This is a genomic window from Fictibacillus barbaricus (assembly GCF_014635025.1).
Classification (GTDB): Bacteria; Bacillota; Bacilli; order Bacillales; family Fictibacillaceae; genus Fictibacillus; species Fictibacillus barbaricus.
The window spans coordinates 1315150-1341641 of sequence record NZ_BMCE01000001.1; the positions used below are offsets into that span (position 1 = coordinate 1315150).

Consider the following 26492-nt stretch of genomic DNA (forward strand, 5'->3'; position numbering starts at 1 on the left):
TATCAAACAAAAATTAATGCTGCTTCCTGATCAGCCAGGATGCTATCTCATGAAAAATGAGTTCGGTAAAGTAATCTATGTTGGAAAAGCAAAGGTATTAAAGAATCGAGTCAGATCTTATTTTTCAGGAACACATGATGGTAAGACGCAAAGGCTTGTCAGTGAAATCAGTGACTTTGAATATATTGTTACTTCTACTGAAATGGAAGCCTTGGTTCTTGAGATGAACCTTATAAAAAAGCATGACCCCCGCTATAATGTCATGCTCAAAGATGATAAAAGCTATCCATACTTAAAGGTAACCTCTGAAAAACAGCCAAGGTTATTATATACAAGGAAAATTAAAAAAGATGGCGGCAAATATTTCGGTCCGTTTGTTAATGCATATGCAGCACAAGAAACAAAAAAGCTGTTGGATCGCATATTCCCGCTCAGAAAATGCGATACCATGCCTAAAAGAGTTTGCCTTTACTATCATATTGGTCAATGTCTAGGACCTTGTGTGTATGATATAACCGAAGAAGAAAATAAACAGATGGTTGAAGGTATAATTAAATTTCTTAACGGCGGATATCAGGAAGTTAAAAGCCAGCTTTCAGAAAAAATGATCGAGGCATCTGAAGCTTTGAACTTTGAACGCGCAAAAGAACTGCGAGATCAAATTCAGCACATTGAAGCTGTCATGGAGAAGCAAAAGATGATGACAGCAGATCTGGTAGACCGGGATGTATTTGGATATCACTTTGATAAAGGCTGGATGTGTGTTCAAGTTTTCTTTATCCGTCAAGGAAAAGTGATTGCCAGAGATATCTCTGTTTTTCCTTTTTATGGTGAAGCACATGAAGACCTTCTAACATTTATCGGCCAGTTTTATCTGCAAAAGAATCACTTGCTGCCAAAAGAAATTCTCCTGCCTCAGGAAGTAGATGCTGATCTCGTTTCAGAGCTTCTTCAATTAAAGGTGCTAAAGCCTAAAAAGGGGCAGAAAAAAGAACTAGTTGAATTAGCAACTAAAAATGCGACCCTCGCACTTAACGAAAAGTTTGCACTGATCGAACAAGATGAAGCAAGAACGATTAAAGCTGTTGAAAACCTCGGAGAACGAATGGGTATAGCTCCGCCATATCGGATCGAAGCGTTTGATAACTCTAATATTCACGGAACAGACCCTGTTTCTGCCATGGTTGTCTTTGTAGATGGTAAGCCGTATAAAAAGGATTATCGGAAATATAAGATTAAGTCGGTAGAAGGTCCAGATGACTATGCATCCATGAAAGAGGTCGTCCGAAGAAGGTACACCAGGGTATTACGTGAAGAAGGTGAACTTCCGAGTTTGATCCTGATTGATGGAGGGAAAGGGCAGATTTCAGCTGCTCAGGATGTATTAGAGAATGAGCTGAGCTTATTTATACCGGTTGCGGGATTATCGAAGGATGAAAAGCACAGAACCTCACAACTTTGGCTTGGAGACCCTCCTCAGATGATCCATCTGCCAAGAAACAGCCAAGAATTTTACTTGCTTCAACGGATTCAGGATGAAGTGCATCGATTTGCTATCTCGTTCCATCGTAAAGTACGTTCTAAAAGTATGTTTGAGTCTACTTTAGATAGCATAGCTGGGATTGGAGACAAGAGAAAGAAGATGCTGCTCCGTCATTTTGGCTCGTTAAAAAAGCTGAAGGAAGCTTCTATAGAAGATATACAGGCTGCCGGTGTCCCTAAATCTGTTGCAGAACTTATCACAAAAGCTTTTTTATCTAATGAGTAGTTGCAGGATAAAGATATCTTTGTTAAAATGAATCCAACTTTATAATAATGCCATGCTTCGTAGGAAGTGATGGTAGAGGAGCAGGAACCAATAGTAGCCCATCTGAAGAGAAGAAGCTCTTATGATGATGGATAAAAGGGGATTCTTGCCGAAGTGTAACAGGGCTTCTGACCTTTTATGCTGGACCTGTATTGAATAAATACAGAGCTGTCACACAAGTCCCCCCAGGATTTGTGTGGAGGACTATCTCACTAGGGGAAACAAACTTGGCTTGCTGCGGATATAAGCAACAATAGGGTTTTTTCCTTATTGTTGCTTTTTTGTTTTCTTAAAAGAGATAGAATATTTCAACAGGAAGGGAATTGGAGAATCATGGGGAGAATCGTACAAAAATTTGGCGGGACTAGCGTTGGCTCTGTTGAGCGGATTCAAAATGTCGCAAAACGGGTCATAAGTGAAGTGGATAGCGGAAATGAAGTGGTTGTTGTTGTATCTGCAATGGGTAAAACAACAGATGAACTCGTGAGGCTGGCTGGACAGATCAGTCAAAATCCTTCCAAACGTGAAATGGATATGCTTCTTACAACTGGTGAGCAGGTAACGATTGCACTGTTAACGATGGCTTTACAGCAGGAAGGATACAAAGCTCAATCTTTAACGGGATGGCAGGCTGGGATCCAAACGGAGAATACATTCTCGAATGCCAGAATTCTAGATATTGATTCACAAAGAATTCATGAACTGCTAAAAGAAGGGAACATTGTTGTTGTTGCAGGCTTTCAGGGGCTTATTCCAGATACTAAAGACATTGCAACACTTGGCAGGGGTGGTTCTGATACAACAGCTGTTGCATTAGCTGCTGCTTTAAAAGCTGATCGGTGTGACATCTATACAGATGTTACAGGTGTGTATACGACGGATCCTCGCGTCGTAAAATCGGCTAGAAAAATACCTTCTATCTCTTATGATGAGATGCTTGAAATGGCGAATCTAGGAGCAGGAGTGTTGCATCCAAGAGCCGTAGAATTTGCAAAGAATTATTCCATAAAATTAGAAGTTAGATCAAGTATGAGTAACGAACGCGGTACGTTAGTAGAGGAGGAAGCATCAATGGAACAAAACTTAATGGTAAGAGGCTTAGCATTTGAGGGGAATATTACGAAAATAACAGTTTCAGCTATCCCTAACGAAATTCATGCATTAGCGAATTTGTTTACGATTTTAGCATCTAACGGAATTAACGTAGACATTATTATTCAAAACGTACTGAATGAAGAAAGAACAAATATCTCCTTTTCCATCGATTCAAGCAGTTTGTCAGAAACCCAGGAAGTGCTTGCAGCTCACCAAGAACAATTAGGATTCGAATCCATCAGCTATGAAGGAAATCTTGCGAAGGTATCTATTGTTGGTTCAGGAATGATCTCTAATCCTGGTGTTGCAGCACAAATGTTTAAAGCATTATCAGATCAAGATATTATGATAAAAATGGTAAGTACATCTGAGATCAAAGTTTCAACAGTTGTTAAACAAGAAGATATGATTAAATCGATTGAAACTCTTCATGATGTGTTTGAACTGGATGCCCGCCTTCCTGTAGAGAACAAGTAAGGGTGTAATTGAAAAGCCGGCATCTGCCGGCTTTTATTATTCGAGCGTATCCTTTTTATCCCATTGTACGGTAATGGAAACTTTGTTGCGTTTAATAAATTCCAAAGCTTCAGTTGTACATTTTTTTTGCAGTTGGATTTGTTCGGCCAAGAAACCTGCTTCTAAGCTGAAAGTATGGTGACTAAAATTCTCGATGCGCTGATCAATAAGAACAGAGTGCAAAGAGAACACCATTTCTGATTTTGAAGCTTCGATCATTTCAAGGCTACCCCAGCCTGCTTCATTAAAAAAAGCATGTACTTCTTCCATCGTATGTAAAGGATACTTTCTAGCTAGATGTCTTCCTGCCCAATATAGAATATTTCTTTCTTGTTTACCGAGAAGTTCAGGCAACAAATCGCTTCTAAGGATCTCATACCCGAAAGCTGAAACAGAAGGCTGTTCTACAGGGGTGTTATCATCCTTTGTTTTTTGTTTAAACATTCTGCATCCCTTCTTTCTTCTTTTATTATAACGGGTATACTGTTCAAACTCTATAGCAACAATCGGTATTTGTCGAAAATCTTAGAGTGAAAAAACGTTGATTTATCAATAAAAATTACCATTTAAGTTGTTAGCGTTTTCTTGACGGTGTCAAACGATGGGAGTAAAATGAACATGTTGCTAGTTAATTAAACTAATTGTTTAACACACATCCTCTAAAAGAGGAAACCTAAAACGCTTACATGTGGAGAGGAACAAAGAATTAGCAGCCAGAGAGAGGCTAAAATTGAAGGGGGCAAGAAAATGGCTGGCAGTAAAGATTTTGTTAACAGAAGGATTCATTCATTATTAGGAGTAATTCCTATCGGGGTTTTTCTCGTTCAGCATTTAGTTGTAAACCATTTTGCAACTAGAGGTGTTGATGATTTTAATGCCGCAGCACATTTTATGGAAAGTCTGCCGTTTCGTATTTTCCTAGAAACGTTTGTAATTTATTTACCACTTTTATTTCATGCGGTGTTTGGTCTTTATATTACGTTCCAAGCAAAAAATAATGTAAGCCGATATGGTTACTTCCGGAATGCGATGTTCCTCGTTCAGCGTGTAACAGGTGTGATCACATTAATTTTTATCGCTTGGCACGTTTGGGAAACTCGTGTTCAAGCTGCATTAGGACATGAAGTGAACTTCTCAATGATGGAAGATATTTTAAGTTCTCCATTCATGGTTGCATTTTATCTTGTAGGTGTATTATCAGCAGTATTTCATTTTGCAAACGGATTATGGTCGTTCTTTGTCAGCTGGGGCCTTACAGTTTCGCCTCGTTCACAGAAAATTTCAACTTACGTAACAATGGGTGTATTTGTAGCGCTCGCTATTGTTAGCGTAAGAACTATCTTTGCATTCATTTAAAAGGGGTGAGACAAATTGAGTAATCAAAAAATTATTGTTGTTGGCGGAGGTCTCGCCGGTTTAATGGCTACAATTAAAGCAGCTGAGGCTGGTGTAAATGTTGACCTCTTTTCAGTTGTTCCAGTTAAACGTTCCCATTCTGTTTGTGCTCAAGGTGGTATAAACGGTGCTGTAAATACAAAAGGTGAAGGTGACTCACCATGGGAGCACTTTGATGACTCGGTTTATGGCGGGGACTTTTTAGCAAATCAGCCCCCTGTAAAAGCAATGTGTGATGCCGCACCAGGAATCATCCACTTAATGGATCGTATGGGTGTTATGTTTAACAGAACGCCTGAAGGTTTGCTTGATTTCCGTCGTTTTGGGGGCACTCAGCATCACCGTACTGCGTTTGCGGGTGCTACTACAGGACAGCAGCTATTATATGCTCTAGATGAGCAAGTCCGTCGTCATGAAGTAGCAGGACTTGTTACAAAGTATGAAGGCTGGGAGTTTTTATCTGCTATTATCGACGACGAAGGTCAATGTCGCGGGATCACTGCTCAAAACTTAAAGACGATGGAGATTGTAAGTTTTGCAGCTGATGCTGTTATTATGGCAACTGGTGGACCAGGAATCATCTTTGGTAAGTCTACAAACTCTGTAATCAATACGGGTGGTGCTGCTTCCTCTCTTTATCAGCAGGGGGTTTACTATGCCAATGGCGAATTTATCCAAATCCACCCAACGGCTATTCCAGGAGATGACAAACTTCGTCTTATGAGTGAGTCAGCACGTGGTGAAGGTGGACGAGTTTGGACATATAAAGACGGGAAACCTTGGTATTTCCTTGAAGAAAAATATCCTGCATACGGTAACCTAGTTCCTCGTGACATCGCAACACGTGAAATCTTCCACGTTTGTGTAGATTTAAAGCTAGGAATTAATGGTGAGAACATGGTATACCTGGATCTTTCTCACAAAGATCCAAAAGAGTTAGATATTAAACTTGGTGGAATCATCGAGATCTATGAGAAGTTTATGGGTGATGATCCACGTAAAGTGCCTATGAAAATCTTCCCTGCTGTTCACTATTCAATGGGTGGAATGTGGGTTGATTACGACCAAATGACAAATATTCCTGGTCTTTTTGCAGCTGGTGAATGTGAGTATCAATACCACGGTGCTAATAGATTAGGAGCAAACTCATTATTATCTGCTATTTTTGGTGGAATGGTGGCAGGCCCATCTGCTGTTAAATATATTAAAGGCTTGGAAAAAACTGTCGAGGATGTTTCGTCTTCCGTGTTTGATAACCAGGTGAAGAAAGACCAAGAAGTATACAATAATATCCTTTCCATGGATGGTACTGAAAATGCTTATGTGATCCATAAAGAACTTGGAGAATGGATGACGGACAACGTAACAGTAGTTCGATATAATGACAAGTTAAAACAAACGGATGAAAAGATTCAAGAATTGATGCAGCGTTATAAGAACATCAATATCAATGATACGTCCAAGTGGAGCAATCAGGGAGCTTCTTTCACTCGTCAGCTATGGCACATGCTTCAGCTTGCTCGTGTTATCACTCTTGGTGCACTTAATCGTGACGAAAGCCGCGGAGCGCATTATAAACCTGATTTCCCTGAACGTAATGACGAACAATGGTTAAAAACAACTAAAGCGAAATTTAATGCTGCAACAAACGGACCTGAATTTGAGTATGAAGATGTAGACGTTTCGCTTATACAGCCACGTAAACGTGACTACTCTAAGAAGAAGGCAGGGGTATAAACATGAGCACAAAAATGGTGAAATTCGTCATCTCAAGACAGGATAACCCAGAATCTGCCCCATATTTAGAAGAGTTTGAGATTCCACATCGTCCAAATATGAACGTAATATCTGCTCTTATGGAAATTCGTAGAAACCCTGTAAACGCAAAAGGGGATGCTACGACTCCCGTAACATGGGAGATGGGATGTTTAGAAGAAGTTTGTGGGGCTTGTTCAATGGTGATCAATGGAAAGCCTAGACAATCTTGTACGGCTCTTGTTGATCAGCTAGAACAGCCGATCCGACTTGAACCAATGAAAACTTTTCCGGTTGTTCGTGACTTGGCGATCGATAGAAGCAGAATGTTCGATGCACTTAAACGTGTTAAAGCATGGATTCCAATCGATGGCACATACGATCTTGGACCTGGTCCTCGTATGCCTGAAACAAAACGTCAATGGGCATATGAACTTTCGAAATGTATGACTTGCGGTGTTTGCTTAGAGGCTTGCCCGAACGTTAACTCGAAGTCAGACTTTATCGGACCTGCACCATTATCCCAAGTTCGGTTGTTTAACGCGCATCCAACAGGTGAGATGAATAAAGAAGAACGCTTGAATGCAATTATGGATGATGGAGGATTGGCATCTTGCGGAAACTCCCAAAACTGTGTCCAATCTTGTCCTAAAGGGATTCCATTAACAACATCTATTGCGGCACTTAACCGTGATACATCGTTCCAGGCATTTAAGAATTTCTTCGGCAGCGATCGTTAAAAATTGTAAAGTTTGACTCATATCATCTTATAGTTTCACTTGAATGAGCTAAATTTATCTCGATTACGACCTAACATTACTAAACTCAAAAAAGGGGCTTCTCTCATAAGGGGGAAGCTTTTTTTATAAGAAGGTGGAAAGTAGATGGCTAGACAAGATTACATTATAAACATGGAGGAATGGAGAGCGGATTTTACTTTTTTTCATGAGCTGCAGGTCCGTTTCGGTGAGATTGACGGTTTTGGACATGTGAACAATACGAACATTTTTACATATATGGAAGAAGCGCGGATCGCACTTTTTAAAGAACTAAAATTGATGAAAGATTGGGGTTCACCAAATTCAATGGAGATTCCAGTAGTAGCAGACCTTCAATGTGATTATCTAGCACAGGTTCTGTATGACGAAAAGTTGAAGATATATGTAAAAGTCAATGAAGTGGGTTCATCCTCCATTGACTTGCACTACTTAGGAATCAATGAAAAACAAGTGCCTGTCTTTACAGGGAGAGGAACGATTGTTCAGATCTCCAGACAGAGCGGCCGTCCATCTAAGTGGAACGATGAACTAAGAAAACAATTAAATCAGTTTTCTCAAAAAGCCCGTGTGTAAAAAATGGGCTTTTTTTTATGGTTAAACTGTAATATTATAGATACTTTTTATTTGAACCAAGTCACTTACATCTATCCTTTTACATACTATATGTTGACTAAATACTTCCAATATTCGTTGGCGGTTCCTAAACCCTAGCAAGGAGGGGTGAATTCATTGAAAGATAAACACTACCGACCGAAGCCTCTACTTACAAAAAGAGAGAGAGAAGTTTTCGAACTATTAGTCCAAGACAAAACCACAAAAGAAATTGCGGAACAATTATTTATCAGCGAGAAAACAGTTCGAAACCATATTTCGAATACCATGCAAAAGCTTGGGGTTAAAGGACGCTCTCAAGCCGTTGTAGAGTTATTGAGGCTTGGAGAACTCGAGATTTAGTCAGAGAGCGGCTTTCATGAGAAAGCCGTTTTCAGTTTGCAGGCAAAAAGTGTAATTGATTTTTCTGCACTTTTTCAGCTATGATGAAAGTTATGATGTCTATGGTTTATGGACCTAAATGAAAAAGGTGAAAATTCATGAACAAAAGCCTGCAGGTAAAGAAAGTACTCAACAATAATGTAGTGATCGTAACGGATGCATCCAGTCTGGAAAGAATCGTAATCGGTAAAGGAATCGGCTTTGGAAAAAAACAAGGCGCGCACATCCTTCCTGAACAAGTAGACAAGCTGTTCGTATTAAAAGATGAAAACGAACAAGAACAGTACAAAACCCTCTTGACTCATATAGATGAAAAAGTAGTCGAAGTTATTAATGACGTCATTGTTCATATCAGAACCCGTTTTGATAATGATTTGAATGAACACATCCATGTCGCCTTAACAGACCATATCACGTTTGCTATAAAACGATTAGAGCAAGGGCTAGACATAAAGAATCCTTTCCTAACTGAAACGCAGACTCTTTATCCGAAAGAGTATACAGTAGCTGAAGAGGTTATTGAAGTGATTAACAAGTCACTCCGTATACATTTACCAGAAGGTGAAATCGGATTCGTCGCTCTTCACATTCACAGTGCTATTACCAATAAAAGTGTGACGGCTATAAAAAAGCACTCTCAGCTCATTAACACACTCATGCAGATGGTTCAGCATGCACTCGATCTGAAAATCGATACAAAAAGTATTAATTATCTTCGTCTTGTCCGTCATTTACGACATGCGATCGAACGCATTTCAATGGGAGATATAATGGAAGAACAAGAAAAGCTAGCAAAAGTGTTGAAAGAAGAATATCCGATATGCTACAATTTGGCGTGGAAGTTGATTAAGGTTATGCAAAATGCCTTAAATAAGCCCGTGCCACATGCAGAAGCAGTATATTTAACTATGCATTTGCAAAGGCTTTCGCGATACGACAATTAAAACAAAATGTAATAAGTAAATAAATATATAATAAATCGTTTTTACGTGTTACTGATTCGATCAGGCATAAGTAAGAAACAAAGTGTAGCAGATGCTTAATTAGGATATATTAAATCTGATTAGGTCATTTTGCTCATGTTTCTTGTTTATGTCTTTTTTTTGTTTTATGCGGAAGTAAATGGAAGGGTTATCATATGAAAAGGAGGACTTCCTATGTGGAAAAAACTTTTTGGTGTTCTACAACGCGTAGGTAAAGCACTAATGCTTCCGGTAGCGATCCTGCCAGCAGCTGGTTTATTGCTTGCCTTTGGTAATGCGTTTAAAAACCCAGCGTTAATCAAAGTAATACCAGCACTAGATGCTTCATGGTTTCAGCTTGTTGCAGATGTAATGGAAAAATCCGGAGATATCGTCTTCGCGAATCTGTCCTTGCTATTTGCAGTGGGTGTTGCCGTTGGTCTTGCTGGCGGTGAAGGGGTAGCGGGACTTGCTGCCATCATCGGATACTTAATTATGAATGTAACAATGAGTGTAATTGAAGGTGTTACACCGGATATGATCGGTAAAGATCCTTCTTTTGCGAATGTACTAGGTATCCCGACGCTTCAAACAGGTGTGTTTGGAGGTATCATCGTAGGTATCTTAGCTTCTTATCTGTATAAACGTTTTTACAATATTGAACTTCCTCAATACTTAGGATTCTTTGCAGGAAAGCGTTTCGTTCCAATCATTACTGCTGTATCTGCATTAGCACTTGGTATCGTGATGACGTTCATCTGGCCACCTGTACAGCAGGGTCTGAACACTTTCTCTGAAAGTATGATCAATTCAAACCTGACTGTTGCAGCGTTTATTTTTGGGGTTATTGAAAGATCATTAATCCCGTTCGGACTGCATCATATTTTTTATTCACCATTCTGGTTCGAGTTCGGTTCATATAAGTCAGCTGCTGAAGGACTTGTTCGTGGTGACCAGGCAATCTTCTTTGCTCAATTAAAAGATAATGTTGAATTAACAGCTGGAACTTTCATGACTGGTAAATTCCCATTCATGATGTTTGGGCTTCCGGCAGCGGCGCTTGCTATGTATCACGAAGCTCGTCCGGAACACAAAAAAGTTGTAGCAGGAATCATGGGTTCTGCAGCATTAACTTCATTCTTAACAGGGATCACAGAACCTCTTGAGTTCACGTTCCTATTCGTTGCTCCAGTTCTTTTTGGTATCCATGCTATCTTTGCAGGACTTTCCTTTATGGTTATGCATTTGTTAAATGTTAAAATAGGGATGACATTCTCTGGCGGTGTAATTGACTATCTTCTATTCGGAGTTCTTCCTAACCGTACCGACTGGTGGCTGGTTATTCCGGTAGGTCTAGTATTTGCGGTTATCTACTACTTTGGTTTCCGTTTTGCTATTCGTAAATGGAACTTAAAAACTCCAGGAAGAGAAATCGTTGACGATGAAGTAGAAACAAACGTTGGACCGTCCAATAAAGATTCATTAGCTGCGAATATTTTAGAAGGTCTTGGCGGTGAATCTAATATTTCAAACCTTGATGCATGTATTACACGCCTTCGTGTATCTGTGCATGACCCGAAAGAAGTGGATAAGAACCGCTTAAAGAAACTTGGTGCTTCTGGAGTTCTTGAAATGGGTAACAACATCCAAGCGATCTTCGGAACTCGCTCTGATACGATTAAGAGTGAAATTCAAGATATTATGAATGGAAAGACTTCAGCTAAGCCAAAAAACAGTGAGAAGCTTCCTGAGCAAGGCAACATTGCTGATACACAAGAGAAGAATGATGTTAATCCGACATCTTCAATTTCTACAGACGACCGTTTCGTTTCACCGATTAAAGGGAAAATACTTCCGATAACAGAGGTTCCTGACCAAGTATTCTCAGGAAAAATGATGGGAGACGGATTTGCGATCGAACCAGCAGAAGGCTTGGTTGTATCACCTGTTAATGGTAAGATTATCAATATCTTCCCTACAAAACACGCGATTGGTATTGAGTCGGATGGCGGTAAAGAGATCTTAATCCACTTTGGTATCGACACGGTAAAATTAAAAGGTGAAGGTTTTGAAAGCTTTATTTCTGAAGGAGACAGAGTGACGGTTGGCCAAAAGCTTTTAAAGGTGGATTTGAACTTTGTTAAGGAAAACGCTCCATCCATCATCACGCCGATCGTATTTACAAATTTATCGGGTGAAACTGTTTTTGTTGAAAAAACAGGAACGGTCGATATAGAAGAAGAAAATATTATTACATTTAAAAAATAAAGGGGTAATTATCATGGCAGAAAAAACATTCAAAGTAACAAGCGAATCAGGAATTCACGCGCGTCCAGCAACAACATTAGTAAACCAAGCAGGTCAGTTCAGTTCAGATATTACGCTTGAATACAACGGAAAAAGTGTTAACTTAAAATCAATCATGGGTGTTATGAGCCTTGGAATCCAACAAGGATCATCAATCGTGATTAAAGCAGAAGGTTCAGACGCAGAAGAAGCATTATCAGCATTGGAAAATGTTATGAAAAAGGAAGGGCTTGGTGAGTAATGTCTGAAAGAATTTCAGGTATTGCAGCATCGGCCGGCATCGCAATCGCAAAAGCATTTGTTCTTCAAAACCCTGAATTAACGATTGAAAGAAAATCAATTACAGATTCAGCGAGTGAAATTGAGCGTTTTGAAGCAGCGATCTCTGTGTCTAAAGATGAACTTTCTGTTATCAAAGAAAAAGCTAACAAGGAACTAGGTGAAGATAAGGCAGCAATTTTTGCTGCCCATCTTCTTGTACTTAGCGATCCAGAACTAGTTGATGCTGTAAAACAAAAGATTGAAAATGAAAAAGTAAACGCTGAAGCAGCGATGGATGATGTCTCGTCCATGTTCATTAATATGTTTGAACAAATGGATAACGAATATATGAAAGAGCGTGCAGCAGATATTCGTGACGTATCAAAACGTGTATTAGCTCACTTATTGAATGTAACCTTCACAACGCCTGCTAGTATTTCTGAAGAAGTGGTCATTCTTGCAGAAGATTTAACTCCTTCAGATACGGCACAATTGAACCGTAATTTCGTTAAAGGGTTTGCAACAGATATTGGAGGAAGAACTTCTCACTCGGCGATCATGTCCCGATCAATGGAAATTCCTGCAGTCGTAGGAACAAAAACGATTACGGAAAAAGTTGAAAATGGTGTAACGGTGATCATCGATGGATTAGATGGACATGTTATTGTTAATCCATCTCAAGATGAAATTGCGACGTATCAAGAAAAACAAAAACAATACCAGCAGCAAAAAGAAGAATGGGCTAAGCTAGTCAATGAAAAAACATTTTCATCCGATTCTGTTCAAGTTGAACTTGCTGCAAATATTGGTACTCCAGCAGATATAAAAGGTGTGTTAGAAAACGGAGCTGAAGGGGTAGGTCTATACCGTACAGAATTCCTTTACATGGGCCGTGATCAGCTTCCGACAGAGGAAGAACAATTTAAAGCCTACTCTGAAGTTCTTGAGAAGATGGAAGGTAAGCCTGTTGTGATCCGTACCCTTGATATTGGCGGGGATAAGGAACTTCCTTACTTAAACCTTCCTAAAGAGCTTAACCCGTTCTTAGGATTCCGTGCCATTCGACTTTGCTTGGAAGAACAAGAGATCTTCCGTACTCAGCTTAGAGCACTTCTGCGTGCCAGCAGCTTTGGTAATTTGAAGATCATGTTCCCTATGATTGCAACTCTAGGAGAATTCCGTGCAGCTAAAGGAATCTTATTAGAAGAAAAAGAGAAGCTTGTTTCTGAAGGTACTAAAGTATCAGAATCCATTGAAGTTGGAATCATGGTTGAGATCCCGTCTACTGCAGTAATGGCGGATACATTTGCTAAGGAAGTAGATTTCTTCAGCATTGGCACGAACGACTTGATTCAATATACAATGGCAGCAGACCGTATGAACGAGCAAGTATCGTACTTATATCAACCATACAATCCTGCCATTCTAAGACTTGTGAAAATGGTCATTGATGCCGCGCACAAAGAGGGTAAGTGGGCTGGAATGTGCGGTGAGATGGCTGGAGACCCGATCGCTATCCCAATTCTTTTAGGATTGGGACTGGACGAATTCTCTATGAGTGCAACATCTGTTCTGCCAGCACGCAGTCAGATCTTAGGCTTGTCTAAAGAAAAGATCAGTGCACACATCGATCACATTTTACAAATGGATACGATGGAAGATGTCATAAAGTTTGCAGAAGAGAACTTTAAATAAAAAAGAGAAAAGGACTATGGGAAATTCCATAGTCTTTTTCTTATCACTTTTAATGATTTTTATTGCAATTTCATAAAAATATTAGCAGAATAGAGAACAATGATAAACGCCTTTTGTTTTCAGTTTGGCATATAGAGATGAGGAGATGTTTTGAATAGACCAATCGGAGTAATAGATTCAGGAGTGGGAGGCTTAACAGTAGCCAGAGAGATCATGAAGCAGCTCCCGAAAGAAGAAATTATTTATGTAGGAGATACGAAGAGATGTCCGTACGGTCCAAGGCCGTTTGAAGAGGTTCGGTCATATACATGGGAACTGATTAATTTTTTGCTCGAACAGGAAATTAAAATGTTGGTTATCGCTTGTAATACAGCCACTGCCGCTGTACTTGAAGAAGCGAAAAAGAAGCTGAGCATTCCTGTATTAGGAGTCATACATCCAGGTGCACGTTCAGCCTTAAAAGCAACACAAAATAACCATGTAGGTGTAATTGGGACAGTGGGTACAATTAATAGTGGTGCATATAAGCAAGCACTTCAGCAGATCCGTAACGATGTTATCGTAGAAAGTTTAGCTTGTCCTTTATTTGTACCGCTTGTTGAACAAGGAAAATTGTCGGGAGAAGAAACCCTAAACGCTGTTTCTGAAACCCTTTATCCGCTAAAGGATGTTTCGATCGATACATTAATTTTAGGCTGCACACACTACCCTTTATTAAGACCTGTTATTCAGCAAGTGATGGGTGAGCATATTAAGCTTATTTGCTCAGGGGCGGAAACTGCTCGGGAAGTTTCTGTTATTTTGGATCATAGCGGTCTTTTAAATACGAAAGATGTTAAACCGAATCACCGTTTCTTAGCTACTGCAGAAAGCAGTCATTTCTTGCAAATTGCCAATCACTGGCTGGATCGCCGGATTGAAAAGGTTGAGTGTATCTCGCTATAATTTCAGATAGTAAAAAGATTTAAGAGCAGAGTCATTTAATGGTTCTGTTCTTTTTATTTTTGTACAAGTGGTCTAACAAAAGAATATAGCTCGTATACATAGTAGTACAAACCACTTGAGGAGGGAAAGTATGCGCAAAACATGGAAGTCAGGAGCTCCGCTGCTTTTGTTGTCAGTGTCTTTATTGGTATCAGGTTGCGGGTTTGGGGGAGAGAAAGCAGGTAATGAGCTTGATCCCCCGAAGGTGAATTATGTAAAAGAAGGGAAGTCACTAGATAAGAAGGACAAGGCAGCGAATGCAGAACAAACCCAAAAAAGACAGCTGTTCTTATTTGACAGCAATGGGATGGTTGTACCTCAAGTATTAGCTCTCCCGAAAAATGATGAAACAGCTAAGCAGGTCCTTCAGTACCTTGTTAAAGATGGCCCTGTGAGCAATATCTTGCCTAACGGTTTCCAAGCTGTACTTCCAGCAGACACAGAAGTTTTATCGGTAAATATCAAAAAGGGAACCGCGACAGCAAACTTCTCAAAAGAGTTTACAGAATATAACGCCAAAGATGAGATGAAGATCCTACAGGCGATTACATTTACACTTACACAGTTTGATAATATTAAAAAGGTAAAGATACAGATTGATGGAAAGAATCAAAATTCAATGCCGGTAAACAATACTCCTGTTGGCGATGGTGTAAGCCGTATAGACGGGATTAATCTTGAGAACGGCAGTGTAGCCGATATTACGAATAGTGAATTGGTCACATTGTATTTCTTAGCTCAAACGCAAGATCAGACTTATTATGTTCCTGTTACACGCCGTGTAGCAAAAGAAGGAACCGATAAAGTGACTGCAACGATTGAACACCTGATTGACGGCCCTTCGGCAGAAAGCAGTCTTCTAACAGATTTTAGGACAGATGTAAAATTATTAAGCACTCCTGTTGTTAAAGATGGTGTTGTAACCCTTAATTTTAACGGTGCATTATTGGATAATAAAGAAGAAAGCATGATAGCTGATGAAGTCTTAAATTCAATCGTACTTTCCTTAACAGAACTATCAGAGGTTAAAAAAGTAGCGATAAAAGTTGATGGTAAGTCTAAGATTTTCACGGAAAAAGGAAAAGAATTAACCGCTCCTGTTTCAAGGCCGAAAGAAGTAAACACTGGTGAATTTTAAAAGGATATAGGTTATGATACAGTAAGAGAGACGAGAGATCGTCTCTTTTTTGATGAAAGAAATCGGAGGCAGACATAATGAAAATCTTGATAGCCACAAAAAATAAAGGAAAAGTAAAAGAGTTTCAAGCCATGTTTGAGAGTCTTGGAGTTGAGATTCTTTCCTTAGCTGATATTGAAGGAAGTCCAGATGTCGAAGAAACAGGAACGACATTTGAAGAAAATGCTGTTTTAAAAGCAGAAACGATCTCAAAAGAGATGAATATCCCTGTCATTGCCGATGATTCTGGATTGGAAATAGATGCATTAAACGGAAAGCCAGGCGTTTATTCGGCCAGATATGCAGGAATACACAAAAGTGATGAAGATAATATGGAAAAGGTCTTAAATGAGCTAAAAGAAGTAAAGGATTCAGAAAGAAGTGCCCGTTTCATCTGTGCTCTTGCTTTCGCCAGACCAAATGAAAAGACAATTGTGGTAAAAGGTGAATGTGAAGGTAAGATCTTAAGAGAAAAACGAGGCCATCAGGGCTTTGGATATGATCCAATTTTCTTTGTGCCGCATCTAGGTCTGTCCATGGCTGAATTATCCAAAGCCGAAAAGAATAGTATCAGTCACAGAGCGGTTGCTTTGCAGAGATTGAACAATCTGATCGATGAGGAGGATATGCTATGGCAAAAGCCTTAATTGTTAGTGATAGTCATGGATTAACGGAAGAATTGATTACGCTGAAAGATCGGCATAAATCTGACATGGATTTGTTGATACATTGCGGTGATTCAGAATTATCGACAAATGCAGAGGAACTGTCTGGTTATGTAACCGTCAGAGGAAATATGGATTTTTTAGGTCGTGATTTTCCGAATGAAGCGATAGAAATGCTAGGTGATAAATGTATATATATAACACACGGTCATTTGTATGATATAAAAATGTCCTATCTTTCACTTGCTTATAGAGCTGAAGAAACAGGTGCATCAATTGCTTGTTTTGGCCACTCACATGTAGCAGAAGCCTTTGAGAGAGAGGGAATGATTTTTATTAACCCAGGCAGTATTCGGCTTCCAAGGGGTAGATTTGAGAAGACATACGCGATTCTAGAGGTAGAAGACAAGCTTGTCTCTGTAACTTTTTATTCATTAGATGGTATACGTATCGAGCAGTTAAGTAAAACCTTTAAGAAAAAGTGAGAATTAAAATATAAAAAATTTAAAGAAATGGGTTGACTCTTTTTTAGATATCATGTATATTAAGTTATGTCGTCGCGACAAGATCTTAAATGTCTGCGGGTGTAGTTTAGTGGTAAAACAAGAGCCTTCCAAGCTCTGGTCGTGAGTTCGATTCTCATCACCCGCTCCATTTGTTTTTCTCACGTTCAAATGGCACAAAACAGTTACATCAGAAATTTAACAGATCTTACAAATTAAAATGCATGAATAAAAAAACATAATTGTATCCACAGTCGACGGGTGGAACAATTCACTGTGTGCCCGCAGCGCATGGTAATTGCGGAAAGCGCATTGCTATGCGAAAAGGGCTCAAATACATATGTCCCAGTAGCTCAGCTGGATAGAGCATACGCCTTCTAAGCGTACGGTCGGGAGTTCGAATCTCTCCTGGGACGCCATAATATATACATAGAACAATAATCGACACGCCTTATTTCCTCTATTAAAGGAGATAAGGTGTGTTTTTTTGTGTTTTCATAAATGTCAGATGTAAGCGCTTTAAAAATGTTTACAATATGCTTTTTCAATCCGTAAAAACCTTATGCCCATGGGAATGTAAGCGTGTACAAAATATCAGAAAAGTCAGAATTGATTCAAAAAATTAAAAAATGATGGTTGACCCTTGCAGAATATGGGCGTAATATTGTCAACAATTATTATATTGTTTTTAAAAAATTCTAATTATTCAAAACGAAAGAAAAGGAGGATCACGATGCAGGAGCAATGGGTTTACGTTAATGGTGAGTACGTATTAAAGGACGACGCCAAAGTCTCAGTTTATGATCATGGATTTTTATATGGAGATGGGGTGTTTGAAGGTATTCGTGTTTACAACGGAAATGTCTATCGTCTAGATGAACACCTTCAGCGTTTATACGAATCTGCTCAATCCATTATGCTGAAAATTCCACATACGAAAGAAGAGTTAACAGACATCATTGTCGAAACGCTCCAGAAAAATAAATATCGTGATGCTTATATCCGTTTAGTTATCTCACGAGGAAAAGGAAACTTAGGTTTGGACCCTTTTACTTGCGGCCAGCCTGGTGTAATCGTAATCGCAGAGCAGCTTGCTCTATTTCCAAAGAAACTTTATGAGACCGGCTTAGAGATCATCACGGTTGCTAGCCGAAGAAACCGTCCTGATGTATTAAGTCCAAAAGTTAAATCCCTAAATTATTTAAACAATATCCTGGTAAAAATTGAAGCGAGTCTTGCAGGCGTCAGTGAAGCGCTCATGCTGAACGATCAAGGGTACGTAGCTGAAGGATCAGCTGACAATGTCTTTATTATCAAGGGCAATACCATCAAGACACCTCCCGGCTACCTGGGTGCTCTAGAAGGGATTACACGAAATGCGATTGTTGAGATCGCCCGAGAGCAAGGCTACAACATGGTAGAAGAACCTTTTACAAGACATGACGTTTATGTGGCAGATGAAGTCTTCCTTACGGGTACAGCTGCTGAAGTGATTGCAGTTGTAAAAGTAGATGGCAGGGTGATCGGGAACGGAGCTCCAGGCAAACATACAAACAAACTTTTAGAAACATTTAGAGAAAAAGTGGTTGAAGAAGGTGTAAAAGTCTATTCAGATCAAGCCGTCCAAGCAGGATAAAAGGAGTATAGGAGTGTTTCAGATATGCGCAGCAATATGATCAAGCAAGGAATCGATAGAGCCCCGCACAGAAGTCTTCTCCACGCAGCGGGAGTTGCACCGGAAGACATGGATAAACCTTTTATCGGTGTTTGTAATTCCTATGTTGATATTATTCCGGGGCATATGCATTTGAACAAAGTTGGTGAATGGGTAAAAGAGGCCATAAGAGAAGCAGGCGGCATCCCTTTTGAGTTTAATACGATCGGTGTAGATGATGGTATCGCCATGGGGCACATTGGCATGCGTTATTCTCTTCCGAGCAGAGAAGTCATTGCAGATTCGGCAGAAACAGTCATTAATGCCCACTGGTTCGACGGTGTGTTTTACATACCGAACTGCGATAAGATCACACCTGGTATGCTGATGGCAGCTGTCAGGACAAATGTACCAGCCGTATTTGTTTCGGGGGGGCCGATGGAAGCCGGAAAATCGATGACCGGAAAATCACTTTCTCTTGCCTCTGTCTTTGAAGGCGTTGGTTCTCACCTTGCAGGAAAGATGACACGTGAAGAGCTATTAGAACTTGAGACGAGCGCTTGTCCCACATGTGGTTCCTGTTCAGGCATGTTTACCGCGAACAGCATGAATTCCATTATGGAGATGCTTGGAATCACTCTGCCAGGGAACGGTACGATAGTTGCCACATCTGATGAACGAAGAGAGTTAATAAGAGATGCGGCTTATTCTTTAATGGATTTAGTAAAAAAAGATATCAAGCCTCGTGACATTATCACAAAAGAAGCAATTGATGATGCATTCGCACTTGATATGGCAATGGGAGGATCTACAAATACGGTCCTTCACATGCTTGCCATAGCTAACGAAGCTGAGATCGAATATGATCTGTCACGAATTAACGAAATTGCCGAAAGAATTCCTTATTTATCGAAGATCAGTCCAGCTTCCGACTATTCAATGCAGGACGTTCATAGGGCCGGAGGAGTCAGTGCCATCATCAATGAGCTTTGTAAAATGGATGGTGCTGTTCATAACGACAGGATCACGATCACGGGTGAAACATTAGAAGAGCGGGTGAGGCATGCTGAAATATTAGACGATGATGTCATCCGCAGGAAAGAATACGCTTATTCTCCAGTAGGAGGCTTATCCATTCTATATGGAAACATCGCTCCAGATGGATGTGTGATAAAAGTTGGTGCGGTTGATCCTTCCATCAAAACCTTTCAAGGAGAAGCGATCGTCTATGAATCCCAAGAGGAAGCCATCCAAGGAATCAATAACGGCGAAGTAAGAGAAGGTCATGTCGTAGTCATTCGGTATGAAGGTCCAAAAGGCGGGCCAGGCATGCCTGAGATGTTATCACCAACCTCAGCGATAGCAGGAAGAGGGCTGAGCACAAAAGTGGCTTTAATCACAGACGGCAGGTTTTCAGGAGCTTCCAGAGGAATATCTATCGGACATATCTCACCTGAAGCTGCGCAAGGCGGTCCTATCGCATTTGTCAAAAATGGTGATCCGATCTTAATCAATCTTGTAAACAGAAACATTCAAGTCTTATTAACAGAAGAGGACTGGAAGGTTCGTAAAGAAAGCTGGGTGAAACCGGAACCCAAGATCAAAAAAGGCTATTTAGCTCGCTATGCAGCGTTAGTAACGTCTGCAAACACCGGAGGAATTTTAAAAATTTAAAATACTAAAACGATGACGGAGAATAATGGTAGATGTGGAATACTCAGAGAGCCGGGTTTGCTGTGAACCGGTTATTCCTAATACCAGGACATCCCTCCTGAGTGTCCTTTTGAAAGATTTTTTAGTAGGAAGGGCCAAGCGATGCTTCCATTTAATCGCTTGTTATCAAATGACGGCTCGTCCGTCTTGAGGCGGTGGCTTGTTTAAGAACAAGTAACCGCGAAAAAGGGTGGTACCGTGGAAAAAATAAACTTTTTCACCCCTTTGGATAGGATTAACCTGTCCATTTGGGTGGAGAAGTTTTTTTTATTAAATAAATAGGGACCAACGTTAGGAGGAATGAAAATGAAGGCCAGTTGGGTGGCTGAAAAAAAGTCGGTAGAAACGTCATTAGTCTCTGGTGCTGAACTATTTATTCAAGGGTTGCAGAATGAAAACGTGGATGTCGTATTTGGTTATCCAGGAGGTGCAGTTCTCCCAATCTATGATGCTTTATACAAAGCTGAAATGAAGCATGTTCTAACAAGGCATGAGCAAGGAGCCATTCATGCAGCACAAGGGTATGCGAGAGTCACCGGAAAACCAGGGGTTGTCCTAGCTACATCTGGACCAGGTGCAACCAATTTAGTTACCGGCATCGCTGATGCAATGATTGATTCGATTCCTCTTGTAATATTCACCGGACAGGTAGCAACAAGTGTAATCGGTACAGATGCTTTTCAAGAAGCCGATATTGTCGGAATAACCATGCCGATTACAAAACATAATTATCAGGTTCGAAGAGCAGAAGATTTGCCTACGATCATGAAAGAGGCATTCCATATTGCCAATACGGGAAGAAAAGGCCCGGTTCTTATCGACATACCGAAAGATGTTGCCGTAAAAACAGCGAAAATAAAGGAAAACTCTGACATCCATCTTCCCGGTTACCAGCCGACGCTACAACCTAATATCCTACAGGTGAAACGATTAAATGAAGCCTTGCAGTTATCTAAAAAACCGGTTGTTCTAACTGGTGCAGGAGTTCTTGCAGCTAAAGCCGAGAAAGAACTATTATGTTTTGCTGAGTACCACCAAATCCCGGTTGCTCAAACACTTTTGGGACTAGGGAGTTTTCCGGCAGACCATCCACTCTGTCTAGGGATGGCAGGGATGCACGGTACGTATGCAGCAAATATGGCGCTTTATGATTGTGATCTATTGATTGGTGTCGGTGCAAGGTTTGATGACAGACTAACGGGGAATCTCGATCATTTTGCAAAAAAAGCCATAGTTGCTCATATCGATATTGATCCAGCTGAGATCGGAAAAAATATTCAGACGGAGATCCCAATTGTGGGTTGTGCGAAAGAAACGCTGTCGGCATTAAATCAGACAGCAGGAGAAAAAGGGGATACAAGCGATTGGGTTATTCATCTTTCAACTTATAAAAGTGAATACCCGCTTACTTATAAAACCGATGAAAATGAATTAAAACCACAGAAGTTATTGCAGATTCTTCATGAAGTAACAAAAGGTGCAGCTATCGTATCAACAGATGTTGGTCAGCACCAGATGTGGGCTGCTCAATATTATACATTTTCCGCTCCGAACAGATGGATCACTTCAGGTGGACTTGGGACAATGGGCTTTGGATTTCCAGCGGCTATTGGAGCAAAAATTGGAAATCCTGACCTGCCAGTAATCGCGGTTGTGGGTGATGGCGGATTCCAGATGACGCTTCAAGAACTAGGCGTCCTGCAAGATTGGGAGCTTCCCGTGATCGTAGTGATCGTAAATAACAAATCACTAGGAATGGTAAGACAATGGCAGGAGATTTTCTATGAGAAAAGGTACTCACATTCTCTTCTTGATATTCAACCCGATTTTGTCAAGTTGGCGTCTGCTTATGGTATTGACGGAAAACGTGCTGTAACAGAAGAGGAAGTAAGAGAAGCGCTCACAGCGGCTCTTTCTTCGAAGAAGCCATTCGTACTGGATTGTGTGGTAACAGCAGATGAGAATGTGTATCCAATGATTGCTCCAGGAAAAGGAATTCATGAAATGATTGGAGTGAGAGGATGAGACGCATCATTTCAGCAACGGTATTAAACGAAAGCGGTGTGTTGAATCGTTTAACCGGATTGCTGACAAAACGGCAATTTAACATTGAGAACATAACCGTAGGACATACAGAAGACCCTGCTGTTTCAAAAGTTACTCTAACGGTATGGGTAGAAGATGACAGGAAAGCCGAACAGCTCGTTAAACAGCTGCATAAACAGATCAATATTTTAAAAGTGCGAGACTTAACAAACATGGCTCTTGTATCGAGAGAATTGGCGCTGATCAAAGTGTTAACAACTCCAGATACAAGAAGTGAGATTAAAATGCTGATCGAGCCCTTTAGAGCAACTGTATTGGACGTCTCTTTAGAAAATGTGACTCTGGAAGTAACAGGTGACAGTGAGAAGATCGATGCTCTTATCGAACTGCTGCGTCCATATGGAATCAAAGAAATATCCAGAACAGGCGTCACTGCTATACCTCGCGGAACACAGAAGAAAGTGCTTGAACTTCACCCCTATTCTATTATGTAAAGGAGATTAATTAAAATGGCTAAAGTATATTATGAAAACGAACTTTCAAATGACGTGTTGAAGAATAAAAAGGTAGCAGTGGTGGGCTACGGTTCCCAAGGTCATGCACATGCATTGAACTTGAAGGACAGCGGATATGATGTTGTAGTCGGTGTACGTGAAGGAAGATCTTTTGATGAAGCAGTAAAAGACGGATTTCAGGTATACACCGTTCGTGAAGCTGCACGGCTTGCAGATGTGGTTATGATTTTACTACCTGATGAGAGACAGCCAGAAGTGTATAAAAATGAGATCCTTCCTGAACTATCTCCGGGTAATTCTCTCGTATTTGCTCATGGATTTAATGTTCATTATCACCAAGTTGTACCACCTGAAGATGTAGATGTTTTCTTGGTTGCCCCGAAAGGTCCAGGGCACTTAGTACGCCGCACATTTGAAGCAGGTGAAGGTGTTCCGGCACTTTTCGCGATATATCAAGATGCCACTGGTAACGCTCGCGAGACAGCTCTCAGCTACGCAAAGGGAATTGGATCTGCAAGAGCAGGCGTACTTGAAACCAGTTTTCAAGAAGAAACCGAAACAGATCTGTTTGGAGAACAGGCTGTCCTTTGTGGAGGATTGTCATCTTTAGTAAAAGCAGGCTTTGAAACCCTAACAGAAGCAGGGTATCAGCCAGAAGTTGCTTATTTTGAATGTTTGCATGAATTAAAGCTGATCGTTGATCTTATGTACGAAGGCGGACTAGAGGGAATGAGATACTCTATCTCAGATACAGCACAGTGGGGAGACTTCCAGTCAGGTCCTCGTGTTATCGATGAGAGAGTAAAAGAATCGATGAAGGAAGTGCTGAAAGATGTTCAATCTGGTGAGTTTGCTAAGGGCTGGATCTTAGAGAATCAAGCGAACCGTCCAGTCTTCCATGTGGTTAACAATCAGGAGAAGAACCACCCTATTGAGAAGGTAGGGAGGGAACTGCGAGCAATGATGCCGTTCGTTAAAGCGAAGCAAAAGAAGGAGGCCGCTCTAAGTGCGAAAAATTGAAATCTTTGATACCACACTGCGTGATGGAGAACAAACGGCTGGGGTTAACCTAAATACTGCAGAAAAGATTGAGATCGCCAAGAGGCTGGAGCGTTTAGGTGTAGATGTAATGGAAGCGGGATTTCCTGCAGCATCAAAAGGTGATCTAGATGCTGTAAAAAAAGTAGCTTCGATTGTTAAGAACTCAACAGTAACGGCTTTGGCGAGATCAAACAGATCTGATATCGATTACGCTTGGGAGGCTCTAAAAGACTCTAGCGAACCCCGACTTCATGTTTTTATCGCAACTTCTCCTATCCATATGACATATAAGCTTAAAAAGACGCCTGATCAAGTTGTTGAGGCGGCTGTTGGTGCCGTGAAATATGCAAAAGAAAAATTCCCGGTCGTTCAGTGGTCAGCAGAGGATGCATGTCGATCAGATCTTGTATTTTTATCACGTATCGTTGAAAAGGTTATTGACGCAGGTGCAACAGTCATTAATATACCGGATACGGTTGGTTTTACGAACCCGGAAGAATATGGAAAAATATTTCGCTATCTCTTAAATACCGTTCCTAATATTGAGAAAGCCATTTTATCAGCGCATTGTCATGATGATCTTGGAATGGCTGTAGCGAATTCTCTTTCAGCTATTGAAAATGGTGCAAACCAGATCGAATGTACGATAAATGGGATTGGTGAAAGAGCGGGAAATGCTTCGCTTGAAGAGATTGCTGTCGCATTAGCTATTCGTGAAGATTTTTATAAAGTAAAAACCAATTTGACACTAAATGAAATCAGCCGCACGAGCCAGCTTGTGAGCAGACTGACAGGCATTGCTGTTCCTCCGAATAAAGCAGTTGTTGGTAAAAATGCATTTGCACACGAGTCTGGTATCCACCAAGATGGTGTATTAAAAGAGAAATCAACGTATGAAATCATTACACCTGAACTTGTAGGTGTCCCTTCCAATCAGCTTGTTCTCGGTAAACATTCAGGACGGCATGCTTTTAAAGATTACTTGCACAAGCTAGGTTTTCATCCGGAAGAGAGCAAAGTAAACGTCCTGTTTGAAGACTTTAAACAGTTAGCTGATCGAAAGAAAGAGATGACAGAAGAGGATATCTTTGCTCTATTAATCGATCATAAAATCCAGCCAGAGGTGCCTTTGTATCAGCTGAAGGATATCCAGGTGAACTATGGGACAAATCAGATTCCTACAGCAACATTAAGACTTCTAACACCAGACGGGACACTTATTCAAGATGCCGCAACTGGTTCAGGAAGTGTAGAAGCGATCTACAATACACTTGGAAAGATGCTTCCTTCGTCATTAAAATTGAACGACTATCGGATCCAATCCGTAGGGGCAGGAAGAGATGCACTGGCACAAGTTTTTGTACAGATTGTATGTGACGGCCATGAGATCAATGGAAGCGGGACCGCTCAAGATGTCTTGGAAGCCTCGGCAAAAGCTTACGTACACGCATTTAATAAGCTTCAAATGCATTCTTCTGACAAGAAGAGTTATGAACGTATGAGTATCTAAATTTAGGAGGGATGTTAGATGAAAAAGAAAATAGCAGTTTTACCTGGTGACGGGATCGGGCCAGAAGTGATCAAGAGTGCTCTTCAAGTGCTGGACGGTGTAGCAACTCGGTTTGGTCATGAGTTCGAGACAGCAGAAAAAGTATTTGGAGGTGCTGCTATTGACCAGAAAGGCACTCCTCTTCCAGACGACACGTTAGAAGTCTGTAAAGGAAGTGATGCTGTGCTGCTTGGAGCTGTTGGCGGGCCGAAATGGGATAAAGGAAACGTGCGGCCAGAACAAGGGTTATTAGCATTAAGAAAAGCATTGAATGTATATGCAAACTTAAGACCCGTTCAAGTCTTTCCTGGTCTCGAACATCTATCTCCCCTTAAATCTTGCAGAGTCAAAGGAGCCGATTTTGTTTTTGTCCGAGAACTGACAGGCGGTATTTATTTTTCGGAACCTAAAAAAAGAGATAGAAAAAGTGCTGTCGACACATTGTCATATACCCGTGAAGAGATTTCAAGAATCGTAGAAAAAGCATATGAATTAGCCGCAGGCAGAAGGGGGAAAGTGACTTCGGTCGATAAGGCAAACGTGCTGGAAACAAGTAAATTGTGGAGAGAAATTGTTGAGGAGACGGCTAAAAAATATCCAAACGTACAAACAGAACACATGCTAGTAGACTTTGCCGCAATGAGAATGATCAGTGATCCTGGAAGTTTTGATGTGATAGTAACCGAGAATATGTTCGGTGATATTCTATCAGATGAAGCATCCGTCCTTACAGGATCACTCGGCATGATGCCTTCTGCTTCACTTAGTGAGAGGGGGCCTGGACTTTATGAACCGATCCATGGTTCAGCACCTGATATTGCAGGAAGTGGAAAGGCAAATCCGATCGGAATGATTTTAAGTGTAGCGATGATGCTCCGCCATTCTTTTCAGCTTGAAAAAGAAGCGGCTGCTGTTGAATTGGCTGTCTTCGAAACTCTTCAAGCAGGCTATCGCACACAGGACATTTATGACGGAACAGGTAACCTCGTATCAACGAAAGAAATGGTAGATCAGATTCATTTTAGAATGCTTGAAGACTCAACAAGCGCAACACTTCTAGAGGTTTATGTGTAGGGAGGG

Annotated in this window: 23 protein-coding genes, 2 tRNA genes and 1 riboswitch; of the genes, 24 read left to right on the forward strand and 1 reads right to left on the reverse strand. The window is 40.6% G+C overall.

All coding sequences use genetic code 11. The features are described from left to right. The first annotated feature begins 16 nt into the window (after window positions 1-16). On the forward strand, window positions 17-1768 hold the full coding sequence (gene uvrC / locus IEV52_RS06410) for an excinuclease ABC subunit UvrC (protein ID WP_188402274.1): 1752 nt from the start codon (window positions 17-19) through the stop codon (window positions 1766-1768). Between the two features lie 65 nt (window positions 1769-1833). After that, window positions 1834-2022, forward strand: a riboswitch (Lysine riboswitch). A 118-nt stretch (window positions 2023-2140) separates the two neighbouring features. Beyond that, a complete protein-coding gene (locus IEV52_RS06415; RefSeq protein ID WP_188401653.1) occupies window positions 2141-3379 on the forward strand; it encodes an aspartate kinase in 1239 nt (412 codons plus the stop codon). A 36-nt stretch (window positions 3380-3415) separates the two neighbouring features. Here the strand turns inward: IEV52_RS06415 and IEV52_RS06420 are convergent, their stop codons facing one another. Next, window positions 3416-3862, reverse strand: a complete 447-nt coding sequence (locus tag IEV52_RS06420) for a YslB family protein (protein WP_188401654.1) — start codon at window positions 3860-3862, stop codon at window positions 3416-3418. A gap of 303 nt (window positions 3863-4165) precedes the next feature. Between IEV52_RS06420 and IEV52_RS06425 the strand changes: the two genes are divergently transcribed. The 22 genes from IEV52_RS06425 to leuB all read left to right on the forward strand — a co-directional run bounded on the left by IEV52_RS06425 (window position 4166) and on the right by leuB (window position 26486). Continuing rightward, a complete protein-coding gene (locus tag IEV52_RS06425; protein ID WP_188401655.1) occupies window positions 4166-4774 on the forward strand; it encodes a succinate dehydrogenase cytochrome b558 subunit in 609 nt (202 codons plus the stop codon). Window positions 4775-4789: 15 nt separating this feature from the next. After that, a complete protein-coding gene (gene sdhA / locus IEV52_RS06430; protein WP_188401656.1) occupies window positions 4790-6550 on the forward strand; it encodes a succinate dehydrogenase flavoprotein subunit in 1761 nt (586 codons plus the stop codon). A gap of 2 nt (window positions 6551-6552) precedes the next feature. Beyond that, window positions 6553-7308 (forward strand): succinate dehydrogenase iron-sulfur subunit, encoded by a 756-nt coding sequence (gene sdhB, locus IEV52_RS06435; RefSeq protein WP_188401657.1) that lies wholly within the window; start codon window positions 6553-6555, stop codon window positions 7306-7308. A 144-nt stretch (window positions 7309-7452) separates the two neighbouring features. Continuing rightward, on the forward strand, window positions 7453-7920 hold the full coding sequence (locus tag IEV52_RS06440; protein WP_188401658.1) for an acyl-CoA thioesterase: 468 nt from the start codon (window positions 7453-7455) through the stop codon (window positions 7918-7920). A 156-nt stretch (window positions 7921-8076) separates the two neighbouring features. Then, on the forward strand, window positions 8077-8301 hold the full coding sequence (locus IEV52_RS06445; protein ID WP_066243534.1) for a helix-turn-helix domain-containing protein: 225 nt from the start codon (window positions 8077-8079) through the stop codon (window positions 8299-8301). Between the two features lie 137 nt (window positions 8302-8438). Continuing rightward, on the forward strand, window positions 8439-9284 hold the full coding sequence (gene glcT / locus IEV52_RS06450; protein ID WP_188401659.1) for a glucose PTS transporter transcription antiterminator GlcT: 846 nt from the start codon (window positions 8439-8441) through the stop codon (window positions 9282-9284). A 213-nt stretch (window positions 9285-9497) separates the two neighbouring features. After that, window positions 9498-11570: a glucose-specific PTS transporter subunit IIBC gene (ptsG, locus tag IEV52_RS06455; RefSeq protein WP_188401660.1), complete on the forward strand. Its 2073-nt coding sequence runs from the start codon at window positions 9498-9500 to the stop codon at window positions 11568-11570. Between the two features lie 13 nt (window positions 11571-11583). After that, window positions 11584-11850, forward strand: coding sequence for a phosphocarrier protein HPr (locus IEV52_RS06460; protein WP_188401661.1), 267 nt, complete (start codon window positions 11584-11586; stop codon window positions 11848-11850). Further along, window positions 11850-13565 carry a phosphoenolpyruvate--protein phosphotransferase gene (gene ptsP, locus IEV52_RS06465; protein ID WP_188401662.1) on the forward strand — a complete coding sequence of 572 codons (1716 nt, stop codon included), beginning with the start codon at window positions 11850-11852 and terminating at the stop codon, window positions 13563-13565. Before IEV52_RS06460 ends, ptsP begins: the two co-directional genes overlap by 1 nt. Window positions 13566-13715: 150 nt before the next feature. Beyond that, the gene (gene racE, locus IEV52_RS06470) at window positions 13716-14510 is read left to right on the forward strand and encodes a glutamate racemase (RefSeq protein ID WP_188401663.1); all 795 of its coding nucleotides are present in this window, start codon (window positions 13716-13718) and stop codon (window positions 14508-14510) included. 130 nt (window positions 14511-14640) lie between these two features. Then, entirely contained in the window at window positions 14641-15687 is a 1047-nt protein-coding gene (locus tag IEV52_RS06475) for a GerMN domain-containing protein (protein ID WP_188401664.1), read from the forward strand. A gap of 74 nt (window positions 15688-15761) precedes the next feature. Then, a complete protein-coding gene (locus IEV52_RS06480; RefSeq protein WP_188402275.1) occupies window positions 15762-16373 on the forward strand; it encodes an XTP/dITP diphosphatase in 612 nt (203 codons plus the stop codon). Beyond that, window positions 16358-16876, forward strand: a complete 519-nt coding sequence (locus IEV52_RS06485) for a metallophosphoesterase family protein (protein WP_188401665.1) — start codon at window positions 16358-16360, stop codon at window positions 16874-16876. Before IEV52_RS06480 ends, IEV52_RS06485 begins: the two co-directional genes overlap by 16 nt. A gap of 95 nt (window positions 16877-16971) precedes the next feature. Then, window positions 16972-17045, forward strand: a tRNA-Gly gene (locus IEV52_RS06490). Window positions 17046-17236: 191 nt separating this feature from the next. Continuing rightward, window positions 17237-17313 (forward strand) — tRNA-Arg (locus IEV52_RS06495). Window positions 17314-17627: 314 nt separating this feature from the next. Further along, window positions 17628-18530: a branched-chain-amino-acid transaminase gene (ilvE, locus tag IEV52_RS06500; protein WP_188401666.1), complete on the forward strand. Its 903-nt coding sequence runs from the start codon at window positions 17628-17630 to the stop codon at window positions 18528-18530. A 24-nt stretch (window positions 18531-18554) separates the two neighbouring features. After that, on the forward strand, window positions 18555-20222 hold the full coding sequence (gene ilvD / locus IEV52_RS06505; protein WP_188401667.1) for a dihydroxy-acid dehydratase: 1668 nt from the start codon (window positions 18555-18557) through the stop codon (window positions 20220-20222). Between the two features lie 345 nt (window positions 20223-20567). Beyond that, a complete protein-coding gene (ilvB, locus tag IEV52_RS06510) occupies window positions 20568-22286 on the forward strand; it encodes an acetolactate synthase large subunit (protein ID WP_188401668.1) in 1719 nt (572 codons plus the stop codon). Beyond that, window positions 22283-22801: an acetolactate synthase small subunit gene (ilvN, locus tag IEV52_RS06515; RefSeq protein WP_066243502.1), complete on the forward strand. Its 519-nt coding sequence runs from the start codon at window positions 22283-22285 to the stop codon at window positions 22799-22801. The genes ilvB and ilvN overlap by 4 nt, the downstream gene beginning before the upstream one ends. 15 nt (window positions 22802-22816) lie before the next feature. Next, window positions 22817-23842 (forward strand): ketol-acid reductoisomerase, encoded by a 1026-nt coding sequence (ilvC, locus tag IEV52_RS06520; RefSeq protein ID WP_188401669.1) that lies wholly within the window; start codon window positions 22817-22819, stop codon window positions 23840-23842. After that, on the forward strand, window positions 23829-25373 hold the full coding sequence (locus IEV52_RS06525) for a 2-isopropylmalate synthase (RefSeq protein ID WP_188401670.1): 1545 nt from the start codon (window positions 23829-23831) through the stop codon (window positions 25371-25373). Before ilvC ends, IEV52_RS06525 begins: the two co-directional genes overlap by 14 nt. Window positions 25374-25391: 18 nt before the next feature. Continuing rightward, on the forward strand, window positions 25392-26486 hold the full coding sequence (gene leuB, locus IEV52_RS06530; RefSeq protein WP_188401671.1) for a 3-isopropylmalate dehydrogenase: 1095 nt from the start codon (window positions 25392-25394) through the stop codon (window positions 26484-26486). Window positions 26487-26492 lie beyond the last annotated feature (6 nt).

Excerpts from the sequence above, each read along its gene's own strand:
- uvrC (WP_188402274.1), top strand. The coding sequence starts at position 17 with ATGCTGCTTCCTGATCAGCCAGGATGCTATCTCATGAAAAATGAGTTC.
- IEV52_RS06415 (WP_188401653.1), top strand. The coding sequence starts at position 2,141 with ATGGGGAGAATCGTACAAAAATTTGGCGGGACTAGCGTTGGCTCTGTT.
- IEV52_RS06420 (WP_188401654.1), bottom strand. The coding sequence starts at position 3,862 with ATGTTTAAACAAAAAACAAAGGATGATAACACCCCTGTAGAACAGCCT.
- IEV52_RS06425 (WP_188401655.1), top strand. The coding sequence starts at position 4,166 with ATGGCTGGCAGTAAAGATTTTGTTAACAGAAGGATTCATTCATTATTA.
- sdhB (WP_188401657.1), top strand. The coding sequence starts at position 6,553 with ATGAGCACAAAAATGGTGAAATTCGTCATCTCAAGACAGGATAACCCA.
- IEV52_RS06440 (WP_188401658.1), top strand. The coding sequence starts at position 7,453 with ATGGCTAGACAAGATTACATTATAAACATGGAGGAATGGAGAGCGGAT.
- glcT (WP_188401659.1), top strand. The coding sequence starts at position 8,439 with ATGAACAAAAGCCTGCAGGTAAAGAAAGTACTCAACAATAATGTAGTG.
- ptsG (WP_188401660.1), top strand. The coding sequence starts at position 9,498 with ATGTGGAAAAAACTTTTTGGTGTTCTACAACGCGTAGGTAAAGCACTA.
- IEV52_RS06460 (WP_188401661.1), top strand. The coding sequence starts at position 11,584 with ATGGCAGAAAAAACATTCAAAGTAACAAGCGAATCAGGAATTCACGCG.
- ptsP (WP_188401662.1), top strand. The coding sequence starts at position 11,850 with ATGTCTGAAAGAATTTCAGGTATTGCAGCATCGGCCGGCATCGCAATC.
- IEV52_RS06475 (WP_188401664.1), top strand. The coding sequence starts at position 14,641 with ATGCGCAAAACATGGAAGTCAGGAGCTCCGCTGCTTTTGTTGTCAGTG.
- IEV52_RS06485 (WP_188401665.1), top strand. The coding sequence starts at position 16,358 with ATGGCAAAAGCCTTAATTGTTAGTGATAGTCATGGATTAACGGAAGAA.
- ilvE (WP_188401666.1), top strand. The coding sequence starts at position 17,628 with ATGCAGGAGCAATGGGTTTACGTTAATGGTGAGTACGTATTAAAGGAC.
- ilvD (WP_188401667.1), top strand. The coding sequence starts at position 18,555 with ATGCGCAGCAATATGATCAAGCAAGGAATCGATAGAGCCCCGCACAGA.
- ilvB (WP_188401668.1), top strand. The coding sequence starts at position 20,568 with ATGAAGGCCAGTTGGGTGGCTGAAAAAAAGTCGGTAGAAACGTCATTA.
- ilvN (WP_066243502.1), top strand. The coding sequence starts at position 22,283 with ATGAGACGCATCATTTCAGCAACGGTATTAAACGAAAGCGGTGTGTTG.
- ilvC (WP_188401669.1), top strand. The coding sequence starts at position 22,817 with ATGGCTAAAGTATATTATGAAAACGAACTTTCAAATGACGTGTTGAAG.
- leuB (WP_188401671.1), top strand. The coding sequence starts at position 25,392 with ATGAAAAAGAAAATAGCAGTTTTACCTGGTGACGGGATCGGGCCAGAA.